General features: G+C 54.1%; 13 protein-coding genes and 1 riboswitch. Of the genes, 8 read left to right on the top strand and 5 right to left on the bottom strand.

The window, feature by feature from the left end:
• Positions 1-52 precede the first annotated feature (52 nt).
• The 3 genes from OGY62_RS00075 to argE all read right to left on the bottom strand — a co-directional run bounded on the left by OGY62_RS00075 (position 53) and on the right by argE (position 6,095).
• On the bottom strand, positions 53-1,786 hold the full coding sequence (locus OGY62_RS00075; protein ID WP_286458830.1) for a phosphoethanolamine transferase CptA: 1,734 nt from the start codon (positions 1,784-1,786) through the stop codon (positions 53-55).
• Between the two features lie 218 nt (positions 1,787-2,004).
• The gene (gene ppc / locus OGY62_RS00070) at positions 2,005-4,656 is read right to left on the bottom strand and encodes a phosphoenolpyruvate carboxylase (RefSeq protein ID WP_012133836.1); all 2,652 of its coding nucleotides are present in this window, start codon (positions 4,654-4,656) and stop codon (positions 2,005-2,007) included.
• 287 nt (positions 4,657-4,943) lie between these two features.
• Positions 4,944-6,095 (bottom strand): acetylornithine deacetylase, encoded by a 1,152-nt coding sequence (argE, locus tag OGY62_RS00065; protein ID WP_024130656.1) that lies wholly within the window; start codon positions 6,093-6,095, stop codon positions 4,944-4,946.
• 154 nt (positions 6,096-6,249) lie between these two features.
• On the opposite strand from argE, the gene argC reads away from it, so the two are divergent.
• The 4 genes from argC to oxyR all read left to right on the top strand — a co-directional run bounded on the left by argC (position 6,250) and on the right by oxyR (position 10,769).
• Complete coding sequence (argC, locus tag OGY62_RS00060) at positions 6,250-7,254, top strand: N-acetyl-gamma-glutamyl-phosphate reductase (protein ID WP_286458828.1); 1,005 nt, start codon at positions 6,250-6,252, stop codon at positions 7,252-7,254.
• Between the two features lie 7 nt (positions 7,255-7,261).
• Positions 7,262-8,038, top strand: a complete 777-nt coding sequence (gene argB, locus OGY62_RS00055) for an acetylglutamate kinase (protein ID WP_200074150.1) — start codon at positions 7,262-7,264, stop codon at positions 8,036-8,038.
• Positions 8,039-8,152: 114 nt separating this feature from the next.
• The gene (gene argH, locus OGY62_RS00050; RefSeq protein ID WP_060815948.1) at positions 8,153-9,526 is read left to right on the top strand and encodes an argininosuccinate lyase; all 1,374 of its coding nucleotides are present in this window, start codon (positions 8,153-8,155) and stop codon (positions 9,524-9,526) included.
• A gap of 325 nt (positions 9,527-9,851) precedes the next feature.
• A complete protein-coding gene (gene oxyR / locus OGY62_RS00045) occupies positions 9,852-10,769 on the top strand; it encodes a DNA-binding transcriptional regulator OxyR (protein WP_286458825.1) in 918 nt (305 codons plus the stop codon).
• Here oxyR and sthA read toward each other — a convergent pair.
• Entirely contained in the window at positions 10,752-12,152 is a 1,401-nt protein-coding gene (gene sthA / locus OGY62_RS00040; protein WP_012133830.1) for a Si-specific NAD(P)(+) transhydrogenase, read from the bottom strand. The two genes, oxyR and sthA, sit on opposite strands and share 18 nt — an antisense overlap.
• Positions 12,153-12,350: 198 nt before the next feature.
• Between sthA and fabR the strand changes: the two genes are divergently transcribed.
• Together fabR and OGY62_RS00030 are read left to right on the top strand one after the other, a co-directional pair.
• A complete protein-coding gene (gene fabR, locus OGY62_RS00035; protein WP_047459767.1) occupies positions 12,351-12,986 on the top strand; it encodes an HTH-type transcriptional repressor FabR in 636 nt (211 codons plus the stop codon).
• Positions 12,987-13,001: 15 nt separating this feature from the next.
• On the top strand, positions 13,002-13,361 hold the full coding sequence (locus OGY62_RS00030) for a YijD family membrane protein (protein ID WP_012133827.1): 360 nt from the start codon (positions 13,002-13,004) through the stop codon (positions 13,359-13,361).
• Between the two features lie 39 nt (positions 13,362-13,400).
• Here the strand turns inward: OGY62_RS00030 and trmA are convergent, their stop codons facing one another.
• The gene (gene trmA, locus OGY62_RS00025; RefSeq protein ID WP_049011802.1) at positions 13,401-14,501 is read right to left on the bottom strand and encodes a tRNA (uridine(54)-C5)-methyltransferase TrmA; all 1,101 of its coding nucleotides are present in this window, start codon (positions 14,499-14,501) and stop codon (positions 13,401-13,403) included.
• 114 nt (positions 14,502-14,615) lie between these two features.
• A riboswitch (cobalamin riboswitch) is annotated at positions 14,616-14,805 on the top strand.
• 65 nt (positions 14,806-14,870) lie between these two features.
• Here trmA and btuB point away from each other — a divergent pair.
• Both btuB and murI read left to right on the top strand, forming a co-directional pair.
• Positions 14,871-16,739 carry a TonB-dependent vitamin B12 receptor BtuB gene (gene btuB, locus OGY62_RS00020; RefSeq protein WP_114848748.1) on the top strand — a complete coding sequence of 623 codons (1,869 nt, stop codon included), beginning with the start codon at positions 14,871-14,873 and terminating at the stop codon, positions 16,737-16,739.
• On the top strand, positions 16,684-17,535 hold the full coding sequence (gene murI, locus OGY62_RS00015; RefSeq protein ID WP_071259495.1) for a glutamate racemase: 852 nt from the start codon (positions 16,684-16,686) through the stop codon (positions 17,533-17,535). The genes btuB and murI overlap by 56 nt, the downstream gene beginning before the upstream one ends.
• Positions 17,536-17,656 lie beyond the last annotated feature (121 nt).

The following is a 17,656-nucleotide window of genomic DNA, read 5'->3' as shown; positions in this document are numbered from 1 at the left end:
GGGTTATGCATTTTGTAGGCCGGATAAGCGTCAGCGCCATCCGGCGATGCCGTTACTGATTTCCGACATGATCCCCGTAAGGCAGGGTATCGTAATCAATCAACGCGTTTTTCTTATACGGGTTGCCAATCCAGCGCGTGATCGCCTTGAACTGCGGGCTGGTGACGGAGCGCGTCGGGTCGAACCCGTCGTAGGTCAGCCCCGCTAAGTCGGACCAGGTATGGATAAGTTCAGAGCTGCTGTATTTGCGATCAACATACGCAGAGAGATCGCGCGGGTGTGCGGCCTGCCACTTTTCTGACGTCCATAACAGGAACGGCACCGTATACATATGACGCGTAGGGTTGTCTTCGTTACGTCCCTGCGTTTTGTGCGGCGGCGTGTCATACACTTCTTCACCGTGATCGGAGAAGTAGAGCAGAAAACCGTTCGGGTCAGTCGCTTTATAGTCCTTAATCAGGCTGGCGACGACATGGTCGTTATACAGATTCGCGTTATCGTAATCGTTATAAATATCCTGTTCGTCTTCGCTCACGCCCGCAGGGATATGATCGGTTTGACCGTCAAATTTTCCCTGATTCTCCGGGTAGCGGAATTTGTATTTGATATGTGTTCCCAGCAGGTGAACGATAATAAATTTCTTCGGCGCCGGGTCGGCCATCACGTCTTTAAAGGGCGCCAGAACGTTGGTGTCATATTCCCGTGCGCTTTGAGTACGCTGTTGATTCATATAAAACTGCTTGTCGGTCTGTTTCGAGAATACGGTCAGCATCGTATTACGCGCGGTCATCGTCTGCTGATTGGTGATCCAGAACGTCTTATAACCTGCCTGTTTCATCATGTTCATCAGCGACGGTTTCGTCAGATACAGGTCCGGGTTCTTTTCATTGGCGAAGGTCAGCGCCTGTTGCAGAATTTCAATCGTGTATGGCCGGGAGGTGACGACGTTATTGAATACGGTCAGACCCGGATCGCTTTTATGCAACGCGTCCAGCTCTGGCGTGGTTTCACGCGGATAACCGTACAGACTCATGCGACCACGCTGGGTTGACTCGCCGATAACCAGCACTAACGTACGCGGCGCATCACCGGAGTTATCTTTAAAATTCGTTAACGGAGGCAGCGCGTTGTTCTCGTTAAGCAGGCTATTCAGCGACGTGAGTTGCTGATTATATTGATAATAGCCATTGATAAACTGCCACGGCGCAGCGGGTTCCATACGCGAGGCGAGGCCGCCTAATGTCTGCTCAAACGGCTTATGCTTGATAAACGTCCCGACGGCGATCGGATGCAGAATAAGGCCGTATAACAATGCAAAGGAGACTAACCAGCGCCACGGCGCGGGAATATATATTGGCTTTAAACGCGTCCACAGCAGGATTGCCACGGCGGTATAGGCCAGAGCGATAAGGATAATCTTCAGACTGAAATACTGGCTCAAGTACTCGCTGGCTTCGTTCGCGTTTGTTTCAAACATGACATACAGAACGCTTTGCGAGAATTCCTGCCCGTAAATGACATAATAACTGAGCGCCGCCAGCGAAGAGGCCCAGAGTACAACGCCAATAACGGCGGCAATCGCGCGGGTATGACGGGGAAATAAAAATACCGGGATCAGCCAGAGCGAACTGAAAAGCAGTGAATCACGCAGCCCGTTGGTGCCGCTATAGCCGCTAATGCAAATAACGGCCTGAAGTAATGTAGAGAAGAACCAAAAATAGAGTAGCGCCCAGCCAAGGGCTTTCCAGCTAAACGAAGGTTTAGCAGATGTGTGTGTGAAGAACATATATGAAGCCTGTTTTTATTCGAGTCGCCAACGTAGCGACAAATCATTAAGAGAACCTTAAGTATGGCGATGCCAGTGACCTATTCTTGTTGATGGCGTATTCAGCAGAGTGAACAAAACGCAGGCAGGAATATATTGAAAAACAGGCGATTATTACAGAAATATTTCAAAGCCCTCTCGCCCGGGCGGGCGAGAGGGGATATGACGATGCGTGTGGGTTAGCCGGTATTACGCATCCCCGCAGCCACGCCCGCAATCGTGACCATCAGCGCCTGTTCGACGCGCGGGTCTGGATCTTTGCCTTGCTCTTCTGCAAGACGAGAGCGGTGTAAAAGCTCCGCCTGCAATACGTTCAGCGGGTCGGTATACACATTCCTTAACTGGATAGACTCGGCAATCCACGGCAGGTCGGCCATCAGATGGGAATCGTTGGCAATCGCCAGCACCACTTTGATGTCCTCTGCCAGCAGGTTGCGTAACTCTTCACCCAGTGGCCACAGCGCTTTTTTGACCAGGCGTTGATCGTAGTATTCCGCCAGCCACAGGTCGGCTTTAGAGAACACCATCTCCAGCATACCGAGGCGCGTGGAGAAGAACGGCCAGTCGCGGCACATGGCTTCCAGTTCGCTTTGCTTGCCATCTTCAACGACTTTTTGCAGCGCGGTGCCCGCACCCAGCCAGGCCGGGAGCATCAGGCGGTTTTGCGTCCAGGCGAAGATCCAGGGAATGGCTCGCAGGGATTCAACCCCGCCTGTCGGGCGACGTTTTGCCGGGCGCGAACCGAGCGGCAGCTTGCCGAGTTCCTGTTCTGGCGTTGCGGAACGGAAGTACGGGACGAAGTCTTTATTCTCACGGACATAGCCGCGATACAGGTCGCAGGAGATCACGGACAGCTCGTCCATGATATGACGCCACGAATTTTTCGGCTCCGGCGGCGGCAGCAGGTTGGCTTCCAGAATCGCCCCGGTGTACAGGGACAGGCTGCTGATGGTGACTTCAGGCAGGCCGTACTTAAAGCGGATCATCTCACCCTGTTCGGTCACGCGCAGGCCGCCTTTCAGACTGCCCGGCGGTTGGGAAAGCAGCGCCGCATGGGCAGGCGCGCCGCCACGGCCAATGGAACCGCCGCGACCGTGGAACAGCGTCAGTTCAATTCCGGCTTTTTCACAGGTTTTGATCAGCGCGTCCTGAGCCTGATACTGCGCCCAGGAGGCGGCCATTACGCCTGCGTCTTTCGCCGAGTCAGAGTAGCCAATCATGACCATCTGTTTGCCCTGAATAAAGCCGCGATACCAGTCGATATTCAGCAACTGGGTCATTACCGCGTCGGCGTTGTTCAGGTCGTCCAGCGTTTCGAACAGCGGCGCAACCGGCATGGCAAAGCTAATTCCGGCTTCTTTCAACAACAGATGCACGGCCAGCACGTCGGACGGCGTTTTCGCCATAGAGATAACGTAAGCGGCGATGGAACCCAGCGGCGCTTCGGCAATCACTTGACAGGTCTCAAGCACTTCGCGGGTGTCGTCGCTCGGTTCCCACTGACGAGGCAGCAGCGGACGCTTGGAGTTGAGTTCGCGGATCAGGAAAGCCTGTTTATCGGCTTCGGACCAGCTTTCATAATCGCCGATGCCCAGATAACGCGTCAGTTCGCCCAGCGCTTCGGTATGGCGGGTGCTCTCCTGGCGAATATCAATGCGCACCAGCGGCACGCCAAAGCATTTCACCCGGCGCAGGGTATCAAGCAGTTCGCCATTGGCGATGATGCCCATGCCGCACGCTTGCAGAGACTGATAACAGGCGTACAGCGGCTCCCACAGCTGCTCGTTTTGCGTCAGCAGGCCAGCGGGTTTCGGCAGTTTCTCGCCTTTCAGACGCGCTTCCAGCCAGGCTTGCGTTGCCATCAGGCGGGAACGCAGGCTTTTCATCAGGTAGCGGTAAGGTTCTGATGCGCCTTCTTCGCCGACCAGCGCCAGTAGTTCCGGCGTGGCGTCGACCATCGACAGCTCAGAAATCAGAACCTGAATATCTTTCAGGAACAGATCGGTGGCTTTCCAGCGGCTCAACAGGAGAACGTGGCGGGTGACATCAGCCGTTACGTTCGGGTTGCCGTCACGATCGCCGCCCATCCAGGAGGTGAAACGCACCGGAACAAAATCCACCGGCAGTTTGTAGCCCAGATGTTCTTCCAGTTGTTCGTTCAACTCACGTAGATAGTTTGGCACCCCTTCCCACAGGCTGTTTTCAACCACCGCAAAGCCCCATTTGGCTTCGTCGACCGGACTTGGGCGGTTTTTACGGATTTCATCCGTATGCCAGGACTGGGCGATCAGCTGGCGCAGACGGCGCATGAGCTGATTACGTTCGTAATCCGCGATCTCTTTGTTATCGAGCTGCTTCAGACAGGCGTTGACTTCGCCCATTTTGTGAATCAGCGTGCGGCGAGTGATCTCGGTAGGGTGTGCGGTCAGTACCAGTTCCAGAGATAACGACTCCACCGCGTTTTTGATGGTGGCTTCGTCGAGATTGGGTTGATCTTTCAGTTTACGCAGGGTGCGGGCAATCACTTCCGGGTTGCTGGCAGCTTCGCCCTGCGGCGAAATGCTGTGGTACTGCTCGGCGGTATTGGCCAGGTTCAGGAACTGACTAAACGCGCGGGCAACAGGCAGCAGCTCGTCGTTGGACAGATTCTGTAGCGTGGTGAGCAACTCCTGGCGATTCGCTTCATTGCCAGCGCGAGATGATTTAGACAGCTTACGGATTGTTTCTACGCGATCAAGAATGTTCTCTCCCAGCGCATCCTTGATGGTTTCTCCCAGCACTTTGCCGAGCATACTGACATTACTACGCAACGCGGAATATTGTTCGTTCATATGATCCCAGACACCCCATCTGTTTTGAATATGTCCTGTATCTTTCGCGTCACAGCGGCGTTGGCTGCAACGTGAAATCTTTCGGACTTTAATTTTTTACATCACTTCTTATCTTTATAAAGCCACGTAAAACACCTGACGTCAATTGCTGCGAAATCGGTTCAGCAAACGAATAAATGACGGGAATTTACGTAATTTAATTCACATCGAATCAAATAAGCGTTGCTTATGGAAATGTTAATAAATCACCTCGTTTACCACTAAAGGGTTAGCGAGGTGATAAGCAGTTAATGCCAGCAGAAATGATGGACAACCTGCGTAATCAGCTCGCGGGTTGGCTTGATAAAACGCGTTTCCAGATATTCATCCGGCTGGTGCGCCTGATTAATCGAACCCGGGCCAAGCACCAGCGTTGGGCACAAGGTCTGGATAAACGGCGCTTCGGTGCAGTAGTTCACCACTTCGGTTTGCGCGCCCAGCAGTTTCTCGACCACTTCCACCAGTTGATGGTCAGGCGGGCATTCGTAGCCGGGAATCGGCGGATGCAGTTCGGACACCGTCAGACGGCCCGGCCAGCGCTCGCTCACGGGCGCCAGCGCATCGTTGAGCAATCCGTTGAGATCGTTCAGCGTCATGCCCGGCAGCGGGCGAATATCCATATGCAACTCGCAACAGGCGCAGATACGGTTCGCGGCGTCGCCACCGTGAATGTGGCCCAGGTTTAATGTCGGATAAGGAACGGTAAACGCCGCGTAGTGATAACGTTCTTTCAGGTCATCGCGCAGCTGCATGATGCGGCCAATGGCGTCGTGCATCAGCTCAATGGCGTTAACCCCGCGCGCCGGATCGCTGGAGTGGCCCGATTGCCCCAGAATGCGGATGGCGTTTGAAATGTGGCCTTTGTGCGCACGCACCGGTTGCAGGGACGTTGGTTCACCGATGATCGCGCAGTCCGGGCGCAGGGCGGTGGTTTCAGCGAAATAGCGCGCGCCCGCCATGCTGGTCTCTTCATCGGCGGTAGCCAGAATATACAGCGGTTTTTTCAGCGTCGTCACATCCACGTCACGCAGGGCATCGAGGATAAAAGCAAAGAAGCCTTTCATGTCCGCCGTACCCAGCCCGTAGAGCTTGTTATCGTGCTCGGTCAGCGTGAACGGATCGCGCGTCCAGCGTCCGTCGTCAAAGGGAACGGTATCGGTATGGCCCGCCAGCAACAAACCGCCAGCACCCTGTCCGGTGCTTGCCAGCATATTGAATTTATTGCGCGTACCGGGGACTGCCTGAACCTCAACCTTGAAGCCCAGATCTTTAAACCAGTCTGCCAGCAGAGTGATTAAAGACGCATTACTTTGATCGAGCGCTTCTTCGGTAGCGCTAATCGACGGTGTGGCAATCAGAGCGCGGTAAATCTCGATAAATGGCGGTAAAGTGTTTTTCATTGTTGACACACCTCGGGTCATGATAGTATCAATATTCATGCATTATTTGTGAATAAAAATACATTAACGTTGAGCGTAAGAAAACCCACCAACTGTAAGGTGAAGTTGTTACGGCTTAACCAGGCAACCAGACATAAGAAGGTGAACAGCCCCGATGTTGAATACGCTGATTGTGGGTGCCAGCGGTTACGCTGGCGCAGAGCTTGTGACCTATGTAAATCGTCATCCTGATATGACCATAACCGCTTTAACCGTCTCAGCGCAAAGCAATGATGCAGGAAAGCTAATCTCTGATTTACATCCGCAGTTAAAAGGCATTGTCGATCTGCCATTGCAGCCAATGTCTGATATTAGCGAGTTCAGCGGCGGGGTGGATGTGGTGTTTCTCGCCACCGCGCATGAAGTGAGCCACGACCTGGCCCCGCAGTTCCTGAATGCGGGCTGCGTTGTGTTTGATCTCTCCGGTGCGTTCCGGGTTAATGATAGCGCCTTCTACGAAAAATATTATGGCTTTACCCATCAGCACCCTGAGCTGCTGGAACAGGCGGTGTATGGCCTGGCGGAGTGGAGCGCGGACAAGCTAAAAGAAGCGAATCTGATTGCGGTGCCGGGATGCTATCCGACGGCGGCGCAATTGTCGTTAAAACCGCTGATTGACGCAGGTCTGCTGGATCTCAACCAGTGGCCGGTCATTAACGCAACCAGCGGCGTGAGCGGCGCCGGGCGTAAGGCGGCGCTTTCGAACAGTTTCTGTGAAGTCAGCCTGCAACCGTATGGCGTCTTTACCCATCGTCATCAGCCGGAAATCGCCACCCATCTGGGGGCAGAGGTTATTTTCACGCCGCATCTGGGGAACTTCCCGCGCGGGATTCTGGAAACGATCACCTGCCGCCTGAACGCTGGCGTTACCCATACTCAGGTGGTGCAAGCGTTGCAGCAGGCGTATGGCGACAAGCCGCTGGTGCGGCTATATGACAAGGGCGTTCCGGCGCTGAAGAATGTGGTCGGGCTGCCGTTCTGCGATATTGGCTTTGCCGTTCAGGGCGAGCACCTGATCGTGGTGGCGACCGAAGATAACCTGTTGAAAGGCGCAGCGGCGCAGGCTGTGCAGTGCGCAAATATCCGTTTCGGCTTTGCTGAAACGCAGTCTCTTATTTAAGGGTGCAATGATGAATCCATTAATTATCAAGCTGGGCGGCGTATTACTGGATAGCGAAGAGGCGCTGGAGCGTCTGTTTACCGCGCTGGTCAATTACCGCGAGTCGCATCAGCGTCCGCTGATTATCGTGCACGGCGGCGGCTGCGTTGTGGATGAGCTGATGAAACAGTTAAATTTGCCGGTGAAAAAGAAAAATGGCCTGCGCGTGACGCCCGCCGATCAGATTGACATCATCACCGGCGCGCTGGCGGGAACCGCCAATAAAACCTTGCTGGCGTGGGCGAAAAAACACCATATCGCGTCCGTTGGCTTGTATCTCGGCGACGGCGATAGCGTAAAAGTGACCCAGCTTGATGAAGAGCTGGGCCACGTTGGACTGGCGCAGCCAGGTTCGCCTAAGCTGATTAACGCGCTGCTGGAAGGCGGCTTCTTGCCGGTGGTCAGTTCCATTGGCGTGACCGAAGAAGGGCAACTGATGAACGTCAATGCCGATCAGGCGGCGACGGCGCTGGCGGCAACGCTGGGGGCGGATCTGATCCTGCTTTCTGATGTAAGCGGTATTCTGGATGGCAAAGGTCAGCGCATTGCCGAGATGACGGCGGCCAAAGCGGAACAGCTGATCGATCAGGGCATCATTACCGACGGCATGATTGTGAAGGTGAATGCGGCGCTGGACGCCGCCCGCACGCTGGGGCGCCCGGTGGATATCGCCTCCTGGCGTCATGCCGAGCAGCTTCCGGCGTTGTTTAACGGTACGCCGATCGGTACGCGTATTCTGGCTTAAACTATTTTGTGCCCGATGGCGGCCACGCCATCGGGCCTGGGTGAACCGAACCTGTAGGCCGGATAAGCTAAGCGCCATCCGGCATTGAAATTCAAGATATTAAGGAAGCATGTTATGGCACTTTGGGGTGGGCGTTTTACACAGGCAGCGGATCAACGGTTCAAACAGTTTAATGACTCATTGCGCTTTGATTACCGCCTGGCCGAGCAGGATATCGTCGGCTCTGTGGCCTGGTCCAAAGCTCTGGTCACGGTTGGGGTGTTGACTGCGGATGAGCAACTGCAACTGGAAGAGGCGCTGAGCGCGCTGCTGGAAGAGGTTCGGGTGAATCCGCAGCAGATTCTGGAAAGCGACGCGGAAGATATTCACAGCTGGGTGGAAGGTAAACTGATCGATAAAGTCGGCCAGTTGGGTAAAAAGCTGCACACCGGGCGCAGTCGTAACGACCAGGTTGCGACCGACCTGAAGCTATGGTGCAAAGATACGGTCGCCGAGCTGCTGTCTGCTAACCGTCAGTTACAAAGCGCGCTGGTAGAGACGGCGCAGAATAATCAGGATGCCGTCATGCCGGGGTACACCCATCTGCAACGCGCGCAGCCGGTGACGTTTGCCCACTGGTGCCTGGCGTATGTGGAAATGCTGGCGCGTGATGAGAGCCGCTTGCAGGATGCGCTCAAGCGTCTGGACGTCAGCCCGTTAGGCTGCGGCGCGCTGGCGGGTACGGCGTATGAAATCGACCGTGAACAGCTGGCAGGCTGGCTGGGCTTTGCCTCGGCGACGCGTAACAGTCTGGACAGCGTGTCCGATCGTGACCATGTGCTGGAACTGCTGTCCGACGCGTCTATCGGCATGGTTCACCTGTCGCGCTTTGCGGAAGACCTGATTTTCTTTAATACCGGTGAAGCGGGCTTTGTGGAACTCTCCGATCGCGTGACGTCAGGTTCATCGCTGATGCCGCAGAAGAAAAACCCGGATGCGCTGGAACTGATCCGTGGCAAGTGCGGCCGTGTGCAGGGGGCGTTAACGGCGATGATGATGACGCTGAAAGGCCTGCCGCTGGCGTACAACAAAGACATGCAGGAAGACAAAGAAGGGCTGTTTGATGCGCTCGATACCTGGCTGGACTGCCTGCACATGGCGGCGCTGGTGCTGGACGGCATTCAGGTAAAACGTCCGCGCTGCCAGGAAGCGGCGCAGCAGGGCTATGCGAATGCGACTGAGCTGGCGGATTATCTGGTTGCCAAAGGCGTGCCGTTCCGTGAAGCGCACCATATTGTGGGTGAAACGGTGGTGGAAGCGATTCGACAGGGAAAACCGCTGGAAGATCTGTCACTGGCTGACCTGCAAAAATTTAGCGCTGTGATTGGCGATGATGTGTATCCGATTCTGTCGCTGCAATCATGCCTGGATAAACGTGCGGCGAAAGGCGGTGTTTCACCGCAGCAGGTTGCGCAGGCGATCGACTACGCGAAGGCGCGTCTGGCGTAACTGGCGTGGTGCCGGGTGACGCCTTATCCGGCCTACAAAAAATTGTGAACCGTCGCCATTCGGCAACAGTCATCAGAGCCTGGCATCACGTCGGGCTTATTTTATTTATGCAAAAAAAAAGCGGACCATAGGGTCCGCAAAAGTTCACGTTGGCTTTAGTTATTTCGAGTTGAGAAAAACTCTTTGAACGGGCGGTGACTTCAAGGGTTAAAGAGGTACCGCTCCGTTTCTGTGATGTATTATTAGACAGAAAGCTTGATAGGGATAATCGTTCGTTGCTATGCTACCTATCGCCATGAACTATCGTGGCGACGGAGGATGAATAATGAATATTCGTGATCTTGAATACCTGGTGGCATTAGCCGAACACCGCCATTTCCGGCGTGCGGCGGACTCCTGTCACGTCAGCCAGCCGACGCTCAGCGGGCAAATCCGTAAGCTGGAAGATGAACTGGGCGTAATGCTGCTGGAGCGTACGAGTCGTAAAGTTCTGTTCACCCAGGCAGGTTTACTGCTGGTGGATCAGGCGCGCACCGTGCTGCGTGAGGTCAAAGTGCTCAAGGAGATGGCAAGCCAGCAAGGTGAGACGATGTCTGGCCCATTGCATATCGGCCTGATCCCAACGGTTGGCCCTTACCTGCTGCCGCATATTATTCCGATGCTGCATCAGACCTTCCCGAAGCTGGAAATGTATCTGCATGAAGCGCAGACGCACCAGCTGCTGGCGCAACTGGACAGCGGCAAGCTTGACTGCGTGATCCTGGCGCTGGTGAAAGAGAGCGAGGCGTTTATCGAAGTGCCGCTGTTTGATGAACCCATGATGCTGGCGATCTATGAGGATCACCCGTGGGCGAATCGCGATCGTGTGCCGATGTCCGATCTGGCGGGTGAAAAACTGCTGATGCTGGAAGACGGGCACTGCCTGCGCGATCAGGCGATGGGCTTCTGCTTTGAGGCGGGCGCGGATGAAGACACCCATTTCCGGGCGACCAGTCTGGAAACGCTGCGCAACATGGTTGCGGCGGGGAGCGGTATTACCTTACTGCCTGCGCTGGCGGTTCCGCAGGAGCGTAAGCGTGATGGCGTAGTCTACCTGCCGTGCATTAAGCCGGAACCTAAGCGTACGGTTGGGTTGGTTTATCGTCCGGGATCGCCGCTGCGCAGTCGCTATGAGCAACTGGCGGAGGCCATCCGTGTGGAGATGGATGGCCATTTCGACAAAGCGTTAAAACAGGCGGTTTAAGCCGTTTAGCGCCGCTACCCGATAGGCTTCCGCCATTGTCGGGTAGTTAAAGGTGGTGTTAACGAAGTACTCAATGGTGTTACCGCCGCCTTTCTGTTCCATAATCGCCTGGCCGATGTGAATAATTTCGGCTGCGCGTTCGCCAAAGCAGTGAATCCCCAGAATCTCTTTTGTTTCCCGATGGAACAGGATCTTCAGCGTTCCCACGTTCATCCCGACGATTTGCGCGCGCGCCAGGTGCTTAAACTGCGCACGTCCGACTTCGTAAGGCACTTTCATCGCCGTCAATTGCTGCTCGGTTTTGCCGACAGAGCTGATTTCCGGGATGGTGTAAATCCCGGTAGGGATATCTTCAATAAGATGGGCGGTCGCTTCGCCTTTCACCAGCGCCTGCGCGGCAATTCGACCCTGGTCGTAAGCGGCGGAAGCCAGACTCGGATAGCCAATCACATCGCCCACCGCGTAAATGTGCGGCAGCGCGGTCTGGTACATGCTGTTGACCTTGAGTTGCCCACGGCTGTCGGTTTCCAGACCGATATTTCCCAGCGCCAGTGAATCGGTGTTACCGGTGCGTCCGTTGGCGTACAGCAGACAGTCGGCCTTCAGCTTTTTACCGGATTTCAGGTGCATAATGACGCCGTCGTCGCAGCCTTCAATCTTCTCGTACTCTTCGTTATGGCGAATAACCACGCCGCTGTTCCAGAAGTGGTAAGAGAGAGAGTCGGACATCTCCTGATCAAGAAACGCCAGCAGACGGTCGCGGGTGTTAATCAAATCAACTTTGACGTCCATTCCCCGGAAGATTGACGCATATTCACAGCCGATCACCCCGGCACCATAGATGATGACGTGACGAGGTTCGTGATGCAGGCTAAGGATTGAGTCGCTGTCGTAAATACGTGGATGCGCGAAATCAACGTCGGCCGGGTGATAAGGACGCGACCCGCAGGCAATCACGAATTTCTCCGCCGTCAGGGTTTCGACCGTACCGTCGTGGCACTCCAGCGCGAGGGTGTTTTCGTCAACAAAATGCGCATTACCCTGCAATATTTCACAGTGGTTGCGCTCATAAAAGCCCTGCCGCATGCGCGTTTGTTGATTAATGACGTTATCGGCATGGTTGAGAATATCGGCAAAGGAAGAACGAAGTAGTCGGGAGTGGTCGCTGTAGAGGGGGTTCTGGTTGAATTCGATGATACGGCTGACGGCATGGCGGAGCGCTTTCGACGGGATGGTGCCCCAGTGGGTACAACCGCCGCCAACGTTGTGATAACGCTCAATAACGGCGACTCGCGCTCCTTGCTTAACCAGACCCATTGCAGCGCCTTCGCCGCCGGGGCCTGAACCTATGACGATTGCATCATAATCCCAGGAATGTGGCATGGTATTACTCACCTGTTTTTATACATAAAATAAACACGATGATAACATTCGCGCGCCTTTAACCCAATTATCGTTGTGCTTTTTTGTGGAGCTGGAGCACAAACAGCCTGTAAACAATCATTCACAAAGCTGAACAAACAGATTAAGTTTGTTCTCTGGTATAGTGCCAGATAAGGCATATGGAAGGATTCAGACATCGTGATGGGCGTTAGAGCGCAACAAAAAGAAAAAACCCGGCGTTCGCTGGTAGAAGCCGCATTCAGTCAACTGAGCGCCGAACGGAGTTTCGCCAGTCTCAGTTTACGCGAAGTAGCGCGTGAAGCGGGCATTGCGCCAACCTCATTTTATCGCCATTTCCGCGATGTGGATGAGCTTGGCCTGACGATGGTGGATGAGAGCGGTTTAATGCTGCGCCAACTGATGCGCCAGGCGCGTCAGCGTATTGCCAAAGGCGGCAGTGTGATCCGTACCTCGGTCTCCACATTTATGGAGTTCATCGGCAACAATCCTAACGCCTTCCGTTTATTATTGCGTGAACGTTCCGGCACCTCGGCCGCGTTTCGCGCCGCAGTCGCGCGTGAGATTCAGCATTTCATCGCGGAACTTGCGGACTATCTGGAACTCGAAAACCATATGCCGCGCGCGTTCACTGAAGCGCAAGCCGAAGCGATGGTGACGATTGTGTTTAGTGCAGGTGCCGAGGCGCTGGATGTTGGTGCGGAACAACGCCGACAGCTGGAAGAGCGGCTGGTACTGCAACTGCGCATGATTGCGAAAGGGGCATATTACTGGTACCGCCGTGAACAAGAGAAGATGGCACATCACTCCGAGTAACGTGAAGGACGAGCAATGAAACAGTCAGGTCAAGATAAAGGTACGCTGTTGCTGGCGCTGGTCGCTGGCTTATCGATCAATGGCACATTCGCGGCGCTGTTTAGCTCCATCGTGCCGTTTTCTGTATTCCCGATTATCGCGCTGGTGCTGGCGGTTTATTGCCTGCATCAACGTTATCAAAACCGCACTATGCCTGTCGGCTTGCCGGGGCTGGCTGCCGCCTGTTTTATCCTCGGTGTGCTGTTGTACAGCACCGTGGTACGTGCGGAATACCCGGATATCGGTTCTAACTTCTTCCCGGCGGTGCTGTCGGTGATTCTGGTATTCTGGATTGGCTTTAAGATGCGTAACCGCAAGCAGGAAGTCGCGGAATAATGCCGGATGGCGGCGTAACCACTTTATCCGGCCTACGTTTTATCTGGCAGTGAGTAACACGCCGCATTCCATATGGTGCGTATACGGGAACTGATCGAACAGAGCCAGACGTGACACATTGTGCGTCTGGCTTAATGTTTCCAGGTTCTTACACAGTGTTTCCGGGTTGCAGGAGATGTACAAAATACGCGGATACGCCTGCACCATTTTCTCGGTTTCACTGTCCAGCCCGCTACGCGGTGGATCGACAAAAATCGTTTCACACTGATAGCTCTTCAGGTCGATGCCCTGCAAACGGTTAAACTCACGTACTCCGTTCATCGCTTGCGTAAACTCTTCGGCGGCCATACGGATAATCTGCACGTTATCAATATGGTTAGCGGCAATGTTGTACTGCGCTGCGGCGACTGACGGTTTGGCGATTTCCGTTGCCAGCACCCGGTCGAAGTTACGCGCCAGAGCCAATGAGAAGTTGCCGTTGCCGCAGTACAGTTCAAGCAGGTCGCCTTTCGACGCTTTGGTTGCATCCAGCGCCCACTCCAGCATCTGAATATTCATTGCGGCATTGGGCTGCGTGAAGCTGTTCTCTACCTGACGGTAGATCATCTCTTTTCCCGCCACGGGCAGACGTTCGTCAATGTAATCCTGATCCAGCTCGATTTTGGTTTTGGTCGCCCGGCCAATCAGATGCACATTCAGGTTTTGCGCTCGCAGCGCATCCCGCAGCGTTTCCGCTTCCTGGCGCCACTCATCATCCAGCTTTTTATGGTACAGCAGAGAAACCACCGCCTGATTGCTCATCGTGGTGAGGTAATCAATCTGGAACAGCTTATGGCGCAGGACGCGATTATGGCGCACGCCTTCAATCATCGCCGTCATCAGCTGGTTAATCAGCTCGCTGGCCGCCGGGAAGCTGTCGACGCGGATACGGCTTTTCGTCTGCTGATCAAAAATGATGTGATACAGGTCGTCGCCGTCATGCCACAGGCGAAATTCGGCGCGCATCCGATAATGGCTGGCTGGCGAGCGAAACACTTCCGGGACCAGGTCAGAAAACGGCGCCATCATACTCTGCAAGCGCACCACTTTTTCGGCTAGCTGCGCGTCATACTGTTCTGTCGGAAGGTGTTCGGGGGTCATGATGCATCCTGAAAAATAAAAGTACGCGGGGATTGTAGGGATTGCTCATCAGATGTCCAGTCATTGATGATTTCCGATATTGTGATATGCGGTCTGGACGTAGATTGTTACAGAATGTAGCATCCGTGAGCCGGTCCTGTGAGTTAATAGGGAATCCAGTGCGAATCTGGAGCTGACGCGCAGCGGTAAGGAAAGGTGAGATGAGAGCATAAGCAGACACTGCCACCCGGCGGGAAGTCATCATCTCTTGTATCCTGAGGATAACCTTCCAAGCCCGAAGACCTGCCGGCTAACGTCGCATCTGGTGTTCATCATCGCGTACTATCGATGAAGCCTGCGGCATCCTTCTTATATTGTGGATGCTTTACAATGATTAAAAAATCTTCGCTGCTGACGGCGCTCTCCGTCACGGCATTTTCTGGCTGGGCGCAGGATACTAACCCAGACACCCTGATCGTCACCGCAAATCGTTTTCAACAACCTGTTAATACCGTACTGGCGCCTGCTGATGTCGTGACGCGTGAGGATATCGACCGCTGGCAAGCGAAGAATTTGAATGATGTGATGCGCCGCCTGCCAGGCGTTGATATCAATCAAAACGGCGGCATGGGGCAGTCTTCTTCTTTATTTATTCGTGGTACGGAAGCCAAACAGGTATTGGTTCTGGTCGATGGTGTCCCCATGACCCGCCCCGGCATTACGAATAACCCCGATCTGAATCAGATTCCAATATCGCTGGTGCAACGCGTGGAATACATTCGTGGACCACGCTCGGCGATTTATGGTTCCGGCGCAATGGGTGGGGTCATTAACGTTATTACGCACTCCGATCAAGAACAGTCAAAAATTACCGCGGGCGTTGGTTCAAAAGGTTATCAGCAATATGACGGTACGTTGCGCCATCGCTTTGGCGACACTGTCGCCACGGTAGCGGGTTCTTATGAGGGCAATAAAGGCTTTAACGTACAGCCCGGCTCAACCTGGGATCACGATCGCGACCGCGATGGTTTTCGCAGCAAGGCATTCTGGGGCAGCCTCGAACATAAATTTAATGATAATTTCGATGGTTTTTTCCGTGGTCACAGTTATACCAACAACTCTGATTACGATCTGGGAAGCCCGCCGTCCATTCCGGCCTACAGTGCTGATGAATCGCAACTCTACAATCAGAGCTGGGATGCAGGTCTGAAATTCAACTCCGGGATTTACTCTTCACAACTTCTCGCCAGCTACCAGAAGGTGAAGGACTATAACTACAGCAGTATTTATGGTCGTTATCATGACGGTACGACGCTCGATCGCATGACCCAGCGTAACCTGCAATGGGGTAATAACCTTATCGTGGGGCACGGTTCCGTTAGCGCTGGCGTAGACTGGCAGCAGCAGCGTTTGACCTCATCCGATACCGCGCTTTCGGACACATATAAACGCGATAACACCGGTTTATACCTGACCGGTCAGCAACAATTCGGCGATGTAACGCTGGAGGCTTCAGGGCGTGAAGATCATGATGAACAGTTTGGCTGGCATGGTACCTGGCAGACGACGGCTGGATGGGAGTTTATCGACAACTATCGAGTAACTATCGGCTATGGTACCGGGTTCCTGTCTCCATCTCTGGGGCAGCAGTTTGGTTCTACCCGTTTTGGCATCAACGCGAATCCTAACCTGAAACCGGAAGAGTCTAAACAGTGGGAGGCCGGGCTGGAAGGGCTCACTGGTCCGCTGGACTGGCGCCTGTCTGCCTACCATTACAAGATTACTAACCTGATCACTTACTACTTTGATCCAAACACCTACCAGGGTGAGTATGACAATATTGATGCGGCAACCATTAAAGGCGTGGAATGGACGGGCAGCTTTGATACCGGCATCTTTAGCCATCGTGTCACGTTGCAATATGTCGATCCGCGTAATGACGACAACGGTGAAGTGTTAGCCCGACGCTCGAAGCGCCAGGCGAAGTATCAACTGGACTGGACGATGTTTAACGTCGATATGGATGTATCGTGGCAGTATTACGGCAAGCGCTACGATAACAACACCTCCCAGTACAATAACACCCAGCAAATCTTGCCGAGCTATAGCACTGTTGATGTTTCTGCATCGTATCCGATCACCGATCGCCTGACAGTTCGTGGTAAAATCGCCAACCTGTTCGATAAAGATTACGAGACAGCTTATGGCTACCAAACTGCAGGACGAGAGTACTACTTGTCTGGCAGCTACACCTTCTGATCCACGTCCCACCGTGCTGGTGTTTGATTCCGGCGTTGGTGGGTTGTCGGTCTACGATGAGATTCGGCATCTCCTGCCGAATCTCCACTATATATATGCTTTCGATAACGTCGCGTTTCCTTACGGGGAAAAGAGCGAAGCGTTTATTGTCGAGCGCGTCGTCGAGATCGTTACCGCAGTGCAGCAGCGTTATCCTCTCTCACTTGCGGTAATCGCCTGTAATACGGCCAGTACGGTTTCTCTTCCTGCATTGCGTGAAAAATTCGCGTTCCCGGTTGTGGGCGTCGTTCCTGCGATTAAACCCGCTGCGAGGCTGACCGCCAACGGCATCGTCGGGTTGCTGGCAACGCGTGGCACGGTAAAACGCCCTTATACCCATGAGTTGATAGCGCGATTCGCGAATGAATGTCAGATAGCGATGTTGGGATCGGCAGAACTGGTGGAACTGGCGGAAGCCAAACTGCACGGTGAACCCGTATCGCTGGAAGAACTACGCCGTATCCTGAGACCCTGGCTGCGGATGCCGGAACCGCCCGACACGGTTGTTCTGGGATGTACCCATTTCCCTCTATTACAGGAAGAACTGTTGCAGGTCCTTCCTGAAGGGACAAGGCTGGTGGATTCCGGGGCGGCGATTGCGCGTCGCACGGCCTGGTTGTTAGAGCATGAAGCGCCGGATGCCAAATCAGCGGATGCTAATATTGCTTTCTGCATGGCAATGACGCCAGAGACCGAGCAATTAATACCCGTTTTACAGCGTTACGGTTTCGAAACGCTCGAAAAACTGGCGGTTTGAGGTGGTTTTGCTTAAAAAGAAAGCAGTCGGAAAATAATTTAAAATTTCCCCTTGTCAGGCCGGAATAACTCCCTATAATGCGCCTCCACTGACACGGAACAACGGCACACAGGCCGCCGGG

The organism is Citrobacter sp. CK198 (genome assembly GCF_030333295.1).
Classification (GTDB): Bacteria; Pseudomonadota; Gammaproteobacteria; order Enterobacterales; family Enterobacteriaceae; genus Citrobacter_B; species Citrobacter_B koseri.
This window is presented reverse-complemented; position numbering and strand designations above follow the sequence as displayed.